Origin of the sequence: Mycobacterium sp. 1165178.9 (assembly GCF_001673555.1) — a bacterium.
Lineage (GTDB): Bacteria > Actinomycetota > Actinomycetes > Mycobacteriales > Mycobacteriaceae > Mycobacterium.
Genome location: NZ_LZMB01000555.1, coordinates 1 through 11146, shown reverse-complemented (window position 1 = coordinate 11146; position 11146 = coordinate 1). Strand labels below are relative to the sequence as shown.

General features: G+C 63.6%; 11 protein-coding genes and 1 pseudogene. 7 read left to right on the top strand and 5 right to left on the bottom strand.

All coding sequences use genetic code 11. The features are described from left to right. The 5 genes and pseudogenes from A5652_RS28815 to A5652_RS23545 all read right to left on the bottom strand — a co-directional run. Positions 1 to 72: pseudogene (locus A5652_RS28815) on the bottom strand (hypothetical protein); the annotation flags it as partial. Between the two features lie 186 nt (positions 73 to 258). Further along, the gene (locus A5652_RS23560) at positions 259 to 702 is read right to left on the bottom strand and encodes a hypothetical protein (protein WP_197514081.1); all 444 of its coding nucleotides are present in this window, start codon (positions 700 to 702) and stop codon (positions 259 to 261) included. A 75-nt stretch (positions 703 to 777) separates the two neighbouring features. Continuing rightward, entirely contained in the window at positions 778 to 2142 is a 1365-nt protein-coding gene (locus A5652_RS23555) for a cytochrome P450 (protein WP_067357612.1), read from the bottom strand. 46 nt (positions 2143 to 2188) lie between these two features. Next, positions 2189 to 2386, bottom strand: coding sequence for a ferredoxin (locus A5652_RS23550; protein ID WP_067357608.1), 198 nt, complete (start codon positions 2384 to 2386; stop codon positions 2189 to 2191). A 52-nt stretch (positions 2387 to 2438) separates the two neighbouring features. Next, positions 2439 to 3140: an SDR family NAD(P)-dependent oxidoreductase gene (locus A5652_RS23545; RefSeq protein WP_067357605.1), complete on the bottom strand. Its 702-nt coding sequence runs from the start codon at positions 3138 to 3140 to the stop codon at positions 2439 to 2441. Positions 3141 to 3507: 367 nt separating this feature from the next. Here A5652_RS23545 and A5652_RS23540 point away from each other — a divergent pair, with 367 nt between their 5' ends. The 7 genes from A5652_RS23540 to A5652_RS23510 form a co-directional block, all read left to right on the top strand. Next, positions 3508 to 4713, top strand: a complete 1206-nt coding sequence (locus A5652_RS23540; protein ID WP_067357600.1) for a CaiB/BaiF CoA-transferase family protein — start codon at positions 3508 to 3510, stop codon at positions 4711 to 4713. Between the two features lie 382 nt (positions 4714 to 5095). Beyond that, positions 5096 to 5914: an ABC transporter permease gene (locus A5652_RS23535; protein WP_067357596.1), complete on the top strand. Its 819-nt coding sequence runs from the start codon at positions 5096 to 5098 to the stop codon at positions 5912 to 5914. A gap of 7 nt (positions 5915 to 5921) precedes the next feature. After that, the gene (locus tag A5652_RS23530; RefSeq protein WP_067357593.1) at positions 5922 to 6767 is read left to right on the top strand and encodes an ABC transporter permease; all 846 of its coding nucleotides are present in this window, start codon (positions 5922 to 5924) and stop codon (positions 6765 to 6767) included. 19 nt (positions 6768 to 6786) lie between these two features. Further along, positions 6787 to 8046 carry an MCE family protein gene (locus A5652_RS23525; protein WP_067357590.1) on the top strand — a complete coding sequence of 420 codons (1260 nt, stop codon included), beginning with the start codon at positions 6787 to 6789 and terminating at the stop codon, positions 8044 to 8046. Further along, the gene (locus A5652_RS23520) at positions 8043 to 9065 is read left to right on the top strand and encodes an MCE family protein (RefSeq protein WP_067357587.1); all 1023 of its coding nucleotides are present in this window, start codon (positions 8043 to 8045) and stop codon (positions 9063 to 9065) included. The genes A5652_RS23525 and A5652_RS23520 overlap by 4 nt, the downstream gene beginning before the upstream one ends. Continuing rightward, complete coding sequence (locus A5652_RS23515; protein WP_067357585.1) at positions 9065 to 10183, top strand: MCE family protein; 1119 nt, start codon at positions 9065 to 9067, stop codon at positions 10181 to 10183. The genes A5652_RS23520 and A5652_RS23515 overlap by 1 nt, the downstream gene beginning before the upstream one ends. Further along, a partial coding sequence (locus A5652_RS23510; protein ID WP_067357582.1) for an MCE family protein occupies positions 10180 to 11146 on the top strand: 967 nt, incomplete at its 3' end. The genes A5652_RS23515 and A5652_RS23510, both read left to right, overlap by 4 nt.

The following is an 11146-nucleotide window of genomic DNA, read 5'->3' as shown; positions in this document are numbered from 1 at the left end:
GATGGGGCGCCGGGACAGCACGACGACGCCGTGACCGGCGGCGGCCAGTGCGGTCGACAGATGATGTACGTGCGGGCGCGAGCGCGCGCCGCGGCCGCCAGCGCCTCGGCTTCCGCGGCCTCAGCCTCGGCTTCCTCGAGCAAAGCCTTGGCGTCGGCTTTCGAGGTGGCCGAATCTTGTGGCGGCTTCTTCGCCTCAGGCATCGTGCTGACTCCCCGTCGCCCTCATGAGCGACCGACTCCCGTACGTCTCACGCGGCTAGAATCGCACGAGCGAAAACGGGTAACTGTTGGTGCCCCCCGGGCCGCCTCCGCAGCCGGTGTCGAACGTTGAGTCGACCTGACCCGCCAGTGTCACCGCATCCCACGAGTAGACGTCGTGCGAGGGAAAGACCTGGACCACGCAGCGAACCCCGTCGGGCACATCGACGGCCAGGTTGTAGCGGCCGTTGGCCAGCTGAGCTATGCCTCTGTACACCGTCGCTTGCCCGTTGGGCTGCGGAGTCGCGTACACCTGCGCGCATCCTGGCGTTGGCTGGACGCACGGGCTGATCGACCAAATCCAGAAGTGGCCGGGATCCCGGTTCGTGTCCAGATGGTAGTTGCCAGGCACCATGTCCGCGTGGGCGGTCGGCGTGAGAGTCAGCGCGGCCATCGCAAGCGCAAGGCTCATTGCGAAAGTCTTCACGGATGCGTCTCCCATCTCTGCACACGCGCTTGGCCTCAATATAAGACGCGGTCACGCTGAACAGGCCTACTCGCAAAAATTATGAGCGGCTCAGTCAATGACAGCCGCTTCCTTGCGCTCCGTGATCGGCCTGGCGAGCTCTTGCTCGTCGCAGATGCGCTGCAGCTTTTCCAGCGTTTCGTCCAGGCCTGCTCCGACCTTACGCCCGGGCGTGAAGGTGGCCGGTAGCTTACGCATGCCCTGGATGACACCGATGGTCTCGTAGTGGACGGTTCCCTCCGGGTCGCACTTGTAGTCGGGCATCCGGTCGAGTACCGCGGTCAGCATGGACTTGAACACGGTGCGCGCCACATTCGACCCGATGCACCGGTGGACCCCCAGCCCGAAGCTGAAGTGCCGGTTGCCTTTACGGTCGAGGATGATTTTGTCCGGGTCGTGGAACACCGATGGGTCACGGTTGGCCATCGCCCACGAGATCCACAGCCGCTCACCCTCTTTGAACTGGGTGCCGTCGAGCTCGATGTCGTCGGCAAAGGTCCTGCCATCCCCGGGCGCCGGGGTGAAGAAGCGCAGGAACTCTTCGGTCGCCGGATCGAGCAGGGTTTTGCGCTCATCGCTGAGCAGCTGCCGTTGGTCCGGGTGCTCCGAAAGCCATTCCAGGGAGTGGGCGGTCAGCGCGGTCGTGGTGTCGAAGCCGCCGCCGATGACCAGGCCCAGGTTCCCCAGGATTTCCAGCTCCGGGGCCGGCTCGCCGTCGATCCGCATCTCGAGCAGGCCGTTCACGATGCCGGGTCGCGGGTTTGCGCGGATCTCGATCATGTTGTTGACCATGTCGAGCCCCATCTCCCGGTGCATCGCGGTGACGCGCTCGATCTCGGGCGAGTGCTCGGGCGTGTACACCGCGGCGTGCACCGGCTCGCTGTACATGTTCCACTTCTTGAGCGGGATTCCCAGCATCGCCAGCGTGAAGACGGCGGGCACGATGTTGGCCAGGTCGTCGACGAAGTCGATGCGGCCACTTTCGATCTTCTCGTCGAGGCAGGCGCGCGTCACGTCGTCGATGAACGGTTCCCAGCGCTTGATCGCCGCCGGCGACAGATACGGGTTGAGCACCGTTCGATAGATGCGGTGCTCGGGGTCGTCCATCTCTAGGATCCCGCCGCGCACCGCGCTGACCCGGCTGGCGGTGGGGATCGAAATGCCCTTGTAGCCGCGGCGTTCGCCGTGGATGTCGTGATCGTTGGAGACGGCGGGGCAGCGGGCCAGCTCGAAGACCTCGTGGCTTCCGGCCGCGACCCAGTGGCCGCCGTAGGTTTCCGTCCACGCCATGGGGCACTTTGCGTGCATCTCTTCGGTGATCGTCTTGAACTGCGACCGATACTCGGAGGAATGCCGGTCGAAGTGGTACCGGTTCTTCTTGCGGTCGCTGTCATTGACGACGTCGTCGACACTCAACGCTCTGTCTCCCTATGTGTTCGCTGGCTATTGACCCGGTGCCGGCTCAGTCGTCGGTGATCATGATGGCCTGCTCCGGACAGGACTGGGCGGCCTCACGCACCTGGTCCTCGCGATCGGCGGGCACCACCTCGTCGACTGCCGACGAACTGCCGTCGATGTCGCTGAGCTGAAACGATTCCGGAGCGATCATCGCGCACAGGGTGTGGCCCTGGCACCGTTCTGAATCCACCCAGACCTTCACGGGCTTTCTCCTCTCACACTGGTTGCCGGGCGCCGCTGACAAGTCGCCATGCTCAGGTGTTTCGACCGCCGTTCACGCCCAAGATCTGACCGGTGATGTAGCCGGCTTCCTCGGACACCAGAAAGGCGCATGCCGCCGCGATGTCCTCGGGCGTGCCCATTCGGCGTACCGGGGTTCGCGCGATGGTCTCGTCGATGTTGCCGAGGAATCCATTTTTTTCGGCCGCGCGCAGCATCGGGGTGTCGATGAAACCCGGCGGCACCGCGTTGACCGTAATGCCCTTGGGCCCGTACTCGAGTGCGAGCGACTTCGTCAGGCCGTTGACCGCCGACTTCGCCGCCACGTAGTGACTCATGTAGGGCGCACCGGAATGCGTGCTCGACGACGAAATGTTGACGATGCGTCCCCAGCCCGCCTCGACCATGTCGGGCAGCACCGCCTGGATGGTATGGAAGACGCCGTTGAGGTTGACGTCGATCACCCGGTGCCAGTCCTCGAAGCTGATGTTGTTGAACTTTTTGAACCCGTCGAGTCCGGCGGCGTTGACCAAAACCGTCACCGGCCCAAGCTGGCCGCGGATGGCCGACAGCGCCGCATCCACCTGCGACCGGTCCGTGACGTCGGCGGTGAAAGCGAAGTCGGCTTCCGACGGGCGCAAGTCGATGGAGGCGACATTCAGACCGTCGGCGCGCAGGCGTTGCGCGACGGCGAGACCGATGCCGGATCCGCCGCCGGTGACTACTGCGGTCTTCACGTTGAGGCCTCTACTCCGAAGGGGGCCATTTCAGTCACAAAGAATCTCCCTTACAATTATGAGAACCCTACTCTCCACGCGGAGCGGCGTGCAACACGCGCGCAACAGCGCGTCCTGCCTGCAGGGAAAGGTGCTGGCCGACAGCGTACGGCCGTTTTCGCCCCTGGTCAGGACCTCGATCCCGTTCCTGAGACTTTCTTGAATTATCGAAACTCGAATGTAAGATTCGCCGGGGAAGAGAATGAAATTATCGTGACCGCCACCACACTAGGGGGTACGTAATGCCTGCCCAGGACACGGCAGAGGCAGCCACTGGAACCGCAGCGGCCGGCGCATTGACAGCCCTGTCAGCGAACCGAGCCGGCGCATGAGGCCGCTTGAAGGCATCCGTGTCCTCGAAGTAGCCATGTACGGATTCGTTCCGTCGGCGGGCGCGGTGCTCGCCGAATGGGGCGCCGATGTGGTCAAGGTCGAGCATGCCGTGACCGGTGATCCGCAGCGCGGGCTCCGTCAGACCGGGATGTTGCGCGTCGAAGGCGATCCCAACCCCAACATCGAGCACGCCAACCGCGGTAAGCGCAGCATCGGACTGGACATGTCGGTGCCGGAAGGCAAGGAATTGCTCTACGAGCTGGCCCGTCGCGCCGATGTCTTCCTGACCAGTTTCCTGCCCGATCACCGGCAGAAGTTTGGCATCGATGTCGACGACATCCGTGCGGTCAATCCGAAGATCGTCTACGCGCGGGGCAGTGCGCTCGGCCCACGTGGCGAGGAGTCGACCAAAGGCGGCTACGACATGACCGCCTTCTGGTGCCGGGCCGGGACTGCCGCCACCATCACCCCCGCCGGCATGCCGGGCATGATCGCGCCACCCGGACCGGCCTACGGTGACACGATCTCGGGCACCAACCTCGCCGGTGGCATCGCGGCAGCGCTGCTCGGACGCGAGCGGACCGGCGAACCGTCCGTCGTCGATGTGTCCCTGCTCGGCAGCGGTCTGTGGTCGATGGGTCACACCGTCGCGCTGACAAAGCATCTGAAGCAGCGGCTGGAAGCGCCGCCGCCGGGGGTGCACGGCGCGCCGAATAATCCGTTGGTGGGTCTCTACACCACCTCGGATGGCCGCTACATCTCCTTCGTGATGATGCAGCCCACTAAGTTTTGGGCCGACGTGTGCCGGCATGTGGACCTGCCCGAGCTGGCCGACGACCCGCGTTTCGACACGGTAGAGAACATCGCGGCCAACACGGCGGATGCGGTGGAACTCCTGACCAAGGCCATCGCCGCCCGCACGCTGGCCGAGTGGAGCGAGCGCTTCGCCACGCTTTCCGGCCCCTGGGCTCCCGTGCAGGACACCCTGCAAGCGGCCGACGACGCGCAGATCCGTTCGAACGAGTACCTGGTGAAGGCGGGTGAACTCGAGCTGGTGGCCAACCCGGTACAGTTCGACGTCGCAGCGCCACAGACCGGGCCAGCCCCCGGATTCGCTGAGCAGACCGACGAGATCCTGATGGAGCTCGGCCTCGACTGGGACCGCATCATCGAACTCAAGACGGCCGGCGCCGTCACCTAAGACCGGAGCAGCTCGGACATGGTTGAGCAGACTGTCGCTTGTGTTGGGACGCAGTTGTCTTGCGTCACTGCACCGGCCGCGAAGTGCCCGATAACGGTTATGCATTTTTCGCTCCGCCCGGACGTGGCATGAGTCATAATCGCCGGACGCTTCAAGACGCGGAGCTCCTCGTTTTACAGCGAACTCACGCAACAGAACGGAGGTTTGGCGTGAGCGAGGTCGCGGCTTTCCCATCGCAGGCCCATGCCGAAACGTGGCTGCCCGCTGACCATTTCGCCCTCGTCAACACGCGTTTACAGCCGTCAATTCTGTCGAACCTACCTCAGCCGTTGCGCCAGAACAAGACTGCCGGTCTCGTAACGCGGGGAAGGGTCTGACGCCGATGGCGACCAAGGGCGCCGACCACTGGTCAGCGGGACTGCCACAGCTGAAACTGAAATGGGACCTTTCGGGGCCCATGCAGGCCGTCGGTGCACTGTTCGCGATGTCGGCCGACGCGGTCAAGTTCACGTTTCGCCGGCCGTTCCAATGGCGGGAGTTCTTGGAGCAGTCCTGGTTCGTCGCGCGGGTGTCGCTGGCTCCCACCTTGTTGGTGGCTATCCCATTTACCGTCCTCGTCAGCTTCACCCTCAACATCCTCCTGCGCGAACTGGGCGCGGCGGATCTATCCGGTGCGGGTGCGGCGTTCGGCGCGGTCACCCAGCTCGGCCCACTGGTCACAGTGTTGATCGTGGCGGGCGCCGGTGCTACCGCAATGTGCGCAGACCTAGGGGCGCGAACGATTCGCGAAGAGATTGACGCGATGGAAGTGCTGGGCATCAACCCGGTGCAACGATTGGTCACACCGCGCATGCTGGCCTCCGGACTGGTGGCCTTCTTGCTCAACAGCCTCGTCGTCATCATCGGCGTCCTTGGCGGCTACGTCTTTTCGGTCTTTGTGCAAGATGTCAATCCCGGCGCGTTCGCCGCGGGTATCACCTTGCTCACCGGCGTGCCCGAGGTGGTCATTTCGTGCGTCAAGGCCGCGCTTTTCGGCCTCATCGCCGGCTTGGTCGCCTGCTATCGGGGCCTGTCGATCACCGGCGGGGGCGCCAAGGCCGTCGGCAACGCGGTGAACGAAACCGTGGTTTATGCGTTCATGTCCCTGTTCGTCGTCAACGTGCTCGTCACCGCGATCGGCATCAAATTGACGGCGAAGTAGGGCAATCATGGCGCTGAGGGCTACATATCCGCGATTAAGCCGCCAACTCGAGAGGCCGGTCGCCCTGATGGGGCGGATCGGCGACCACACCCTGTTTTACGGCAAGGCGCTCGCCGGGGTGCCGTTTGCGGCCAAGCATTACACGCGCGAAGTCGTTCGACTGATCGCCGAGATCAGCATGGGCGCGGGCACTTTGGCGATGATCGGCGGAACCGTCGTGATCGTCGGCTTCCTGACTCTGGCGGCGGGCGGCACCCTGGCGATTCAGGGTTATACATCGCTGGGCAACATCGGCATCGAGGCGCTGACGGGCTTTCTATCGGCGTTCATCAACGTGCGCATTGCGGCACCGGTGGTCGCCGGGATCGGCCTGGCGGCCACCTTCGGCGCCGGGGTGACCGCGCAGTTGGGTGCCATGCGGATCAACGAAGAAGTAGATGCGTTGGAGAGCATGGCCATCCGCCCGGTTGCCTATTTGGTCAGCACCAGGATCCTGGCGGGAATGATGGCGATCACGCCGCTGTACAGCATCGCCGTGATCTTGTCGTTTGTCGCAAGCCAGTTCACCACGACGTTCTTGCTCGGACAGTCGCAGGGTTTGTACCAGCACTACTTCAACACTTTCCTGAACCCGATTGACTTGTTGTGGTCATTCCTGCAGGCCATCCTGATGGCGCTCACCATCCTGCTGATCCACACCTACTACGGATATTTCGCTTCGGGCGGGCCGGCCGGTGTCGGTAACGCGACCGGTAATGCGGTGCGCACTTCGCTCATCGTCGTGGTGTCGGTAACGCTGCTGGTCTCACTCTCTATCTACGGTACGAACGGCAACTTCAACCTGTCCGGTTAGCAGAGGAGGTGGAACTGAAATGACTCAGAATGTGCCAGCGGGTCGCGGCGCGGCCGCGGGCCGACCCCCGCGCACCGGCCACGCCCGGCCACCGGCCGGACGAAACTACCTCCCGCCCTTGCTAGGACTGGCCACCGTCGTCATCATCGGCGTGATTTTCGCCGTGGCGGTGGGTCTGTTTCAGGGCTCCTTCACCGAAACCGTGCCGGTGACCGTGATCTCGCAACGAGCCGGCCTGGTCATGAACCCGGACGCCAAGGTCAAGCTGCGTGGCGTGCAGGTGGGCAAGGTCGACTCGATCCAATCGCTGCCCAACGGCCAAGCGGCCATTCACTTGGCGATGGACCCGTCGCAGATGCGCTTCATCCCCAGCAACGTGCTCGTGAACATCGCATCCTCGACGGTCTTCGGCGCGAAGTCCGTCGAGCTGGTGCCACCCGAACAGCCCTCGGCGCAGCGGCTACGCGCCGGCCAGACGCTACAAGGCCAGCACGTCATGGTCGAAATCAACACGGTGTTCCAGGAACTCGTGTCGGTCCTGTCGCACATCGACCCGCCCAAGCTTAACGAGTCCCTGGGTGCGCTGGCGCAAGCGTTCAGCGGGCGGGGCCCACAGCTCGGCCAGTCGCTGAGCGACCTGGATTCGTTTCTGGCCAAGTGGGAGCCAAGTCTTCCCGCATTGAGGCATGACCTCACCGTCTTACCCGCGGTCTCCAACGCCTATGCCGACGCGGCACCGGACCTGGTGAAGACCGCGGCCAACGCCACCCGGATCAGCAAGACGATTGTCGAGGAACAGCACAACCTGGACGCGTTGCTGATCAGCGCGATTGGGTTGGCCGACATCGGCAACGACGTCTTGTCGACGAACCGCCAACCGCTGACGAATGTGTTGCGTCTGCTGGTGCCGACCACCGACCTGCTAAATGAGTACAACCCTGCGCTAACCTGCGCGTTCACCGGACTCGTACGCATATCGCACGGGGCGCCGTTGTCGGAACCGAGCATCAACATCTCGGCGAGCCTCACGTGGGGCGCCGAACGTTATCGGTATCCGACGAACCTGCCCAAGGTCGCTGCGACGGGCGGCCCGCAGTGCGTGGGTCTGCCGCTGCCGTTCAATACGAGCCCACCCCAATTGATTGCCGATATCGGCGCGGACCCGGTGAACTACGGAAACCCCCAGCTGTTGCTCAACTCCGATCTCCTCAAACAGCTGTTGTACGGGCCGATCGCCGGCCCGCCACGAAATTCCGCTCAGATCGGACAACCCGGATGAGGACGCGCGCCACGCTGATCAAGTTCACGATCTTTGCGGTCGTGATGGCGATGCTTACCGCCTTTCTTTTCTTCATCTTCGGCCAGTATCGGACGGGATCGACGACCAAGTATTCGGCCGTGTTCACCGACGTGTCGCGTCTGAAGACGGGGCAGTCGGTAAGGGTCGCCGGGATCCGGGTGGGCACGGTCAACGGCGTTTCGCTGCAGCCGGACAAGAAAGTTGTGGTGGACTTCGACGTCGACCGCAACGTCGTCCTCACCGAGGGGTCCCGGGCAGCGGTCCGCTACCTCAACCTGGTGGGCGATCGCTACCTCGAACTCGTCGATGGTCCGGGCTCCACCAAGCATCTGCCGGCAGGCGGTCAGATTCCGGTCAACCGCACCGCGCCGGCGCTCGACCTCGATCTGCTGCTCGGCGGACTCAAACCCGTCACCCAGGGCCTGAATCCGCGCGATGTCAACGCGCTGACCTCAGGACTGTTGCAAGTCTTCCAGGGCCAGGGGGGGACCCTCGACTCGCTGTTCGCCAAGACGACTTCGTTTTCGAACGCCTTGGCCGACAACGATCAAACCGTCCAGCAACTGATCGACAATCTCAACATCGTGATCGGCACGGTTTCGAAGGACGGCAAACAGTTCTCCGGCGCGATCGATCGCCTCGAGCAGCTTGTCAGCGGCCTGTCAAATGACCGCGACACGATCGGGTCCGCAATTGACGCCCTGGACAAGGGAACCGCCTCGCTGGCGGACCTGCTGGCCGAGGCCCGACCGCCGCTGTCCGGCACCATAGCGCAGTTGAATCGGCTGGCGCCGATACTCGATGGCGACAGGGACCGCCTCGACGCCGTACTCGGCAAGGCGCCGCAGAACTACCGCAAGCTGGTCCGGCTCGGCGTGAACGGCGCCACCATTCCGTACTACATCTGCCAGTTCGGGCTCCGCGGCACAGATCTTTCGGGTAAGACCGTGCGCGCCAATATCTTTAGGTCAGAAGCAGGAAGGTGCTCGGAACCCTAATGCTCAAGTATCGCGGAGCTGGGCTCGTCAAGGCAGGACTGATCGGCGTCGTCCTGGCGGTGATGGTCATCCTGGTGGGCCTCTCGCCCGACCGGTTCACCCAATGGGCGTCGATGGTCAGGTACCAGGCGCTGTTTACCGAAGCCGGCGGCCTTGCGACGGGCAACCCCGTAATTGTGTCGGGGCTGAAGGTCGGCACGGTGTCGGATGTGAAGCTGCGCCACGGCGATGCGCTGGTGACGTTCGCGATGAAGGGCAACATCCTGCTCGGCTCGGAGACTTCCGCGCACATCCGCACCGGCACGCTGCTGGGCGAGCGGATGTTGACAGTGGAGTCAGCCGGCAGCGGCACGATGCATCCGATGGCTCTGATCCCCATCTCGCGCACGTCGTCGCCCTATTCGTTGACCGAGGCGGTCAGTGACCTGACGTCGGACACGGCCGGCACCAACACCACGGCGTTGAATCAGTCGTTGGACACGCTCGCGGCGACGCTCGATCAGATCGCACCCCAGATGGGGCCGGCGTTCGACGCGCTCACCCGGTTATCGCGAACCCTCAACAGTCGCAACAAGAACCTGGGCGAGTTGTTCAAGAGTGCCGGCGACGTCACCGGGATACTTTCCGAACGCAGCATGCAGGTCAACAAGCTCATCCTCAACTCCGATTCCCTGCTGCAAGTGCTAGTCGCACGCCGGCAAGAGATCGTGGACCTGCTGGCCAACACGTCGGTGGTGGCCAAGCAGCTGACGGCGTTGGTGCACGACAACGAAAGCACATTGGCACCGACGCTGGAGCGGCTGAATCGGGTTCTCGGGGTGTTGGAGAAGAACCGCGACAACATCGGCAAAGCGCTGCCGGGTCTGGCCAAATTCCAAATCACGGTCGGTGAGGCCATTTCCGGTATGTACGCGTACCAGGCCTTCGCCCCGAACTTCCTTATCCCCCAACTGTTCCAGGAACTGGTCGACTACCTGTGGGGATTCCGGACCTTCGATACTTCAAAGGGCCCCGGATTCCCGTCGCCGGTACCTCGGGCACTGACCCCCTGGCCGTACAACTCCATTCCACAGTGCCCTGGTTGCACCCTGGGCGGACGGATCGGAGGATCACAGTGACCTCCCGGATCTCCCGGATTCCGCGCAAGCGGCTGACGGTAGTGACGGCGGTTGTGCTCGTCGGGCTGATCGTCGCCGGCGCCGCCGTGGTCATCCGTAACACGTTCTTCGGCCCACGGACGATCACCGCCTATTTCACCACCGCCACCGCGATCTATCCCCATGACGAGGTGCGGGTTTCCGGTGTCAAAGTCGGCAGCATCAAATCCATTCAGCCGCAGGGCACTCAGGCCAAGATGGTCCTCAAGGTCGACCGCGACGTGCCCATTCCTGCGGACGCGAAAGCGGTTATTGTCGCTCCGAATCTGGTGGCCGCCCGCTATGTCCAGCTCGCACCGGCCTACCGCGATAGTGGGCCGGTCATGCGCGACGGGGCAGTGATACCCGTCGAACGCACCGCGGTGCCGGTCGAGTGGGACGAGGTCAAAACCCAGTTGATGCGGCTGGCAACGGATTTGGGACCCAAGAGTGGGGTATCGGGCACCTCGGTCGGCCGGTTCATCGACAGCGCCGCCAATGCGCTGGACGGCAACGGCGACAAGCTGCGTCAAACGCTAGGTCAATTGTCAGGCGTGGGCCGGATCCTCGCCAACGGTAGCGGCAACATCGTCGACATCATCAAAAACCTGCAGACCTTCGTCGCCGCGCTGCGCGACAGCAACGTGCAACTCGTGCAGTTCAACGACCGCCTGGCCACGCTCACCAGCGTGGTCAACGACAGCAAATCCGACCTGGATGCGGCGCTGACCGATCTGTCGACGGCGGTCGGCGAGGTGCGGCGATTCATCGCCGGGACCCGCAACCAGACCAGCGAGCAGATCGCCCGGTTGGCCGACGTCACGCAGAACCTGGTCGATCACCACATGGCCCTGGAAAACATTCTGCACGCGGCGCCGAACGCGTTCGGCAACTTCTTCAACGACTACAACGCCGACACCGGAACGATCGTAGGTGGGTTCGGTC

Coding starts and splice junctions, on each gene's coding strand:
- A5652_RS23560 (WP_197514081.1), bottom strand. CDS start 702: ATGGGAGACGCATCCGTGAAGACTTTCGCAATGAGCCTTGCGCTTGCG.
- A5652_RS23540 (WP_067357600.1), top strand. CDS start 3,508: ATGAGGCCGCTTGAAGGCATCCGTGTCCTCGAAGTAGCCATGTACGGA.
- A5652_RS23535 (WP_067357596.1), top strand. CDS start 5,096: ATGGCGACCAAGGGCGCCGACCACTGGTCAGCGGGACTGCCACAGCTG.
- A5652_RS23530 (WP_067357593.1), top strand. CDS start 5,922: ATGGCGCTGAGGGCTACATATCCGCGATTAAGCCGCCAACTCGAGAGG.
- A5652_RS23525 (WP_067357590.1), top strand. CDS start 6,787: ATGACTCAGAATGTGCCAGCGGGTCGCGGCGCGGCCGCGGGCCGACCC.
- A5652_RS23520 (WP_067357587.1), top strand. CDS start 8,043: ATGAGGACGCGCGCCACGCTGATCAAGTTCACGATCTTTGCGGTCGTG.
- A5652_RS23515 (WP_067357585.1), top strand. CDS start 9,065: ATGCTCAAGTATCGCGGAGCTGGGCTCGTCAAGGCAGGACTGATCGGC.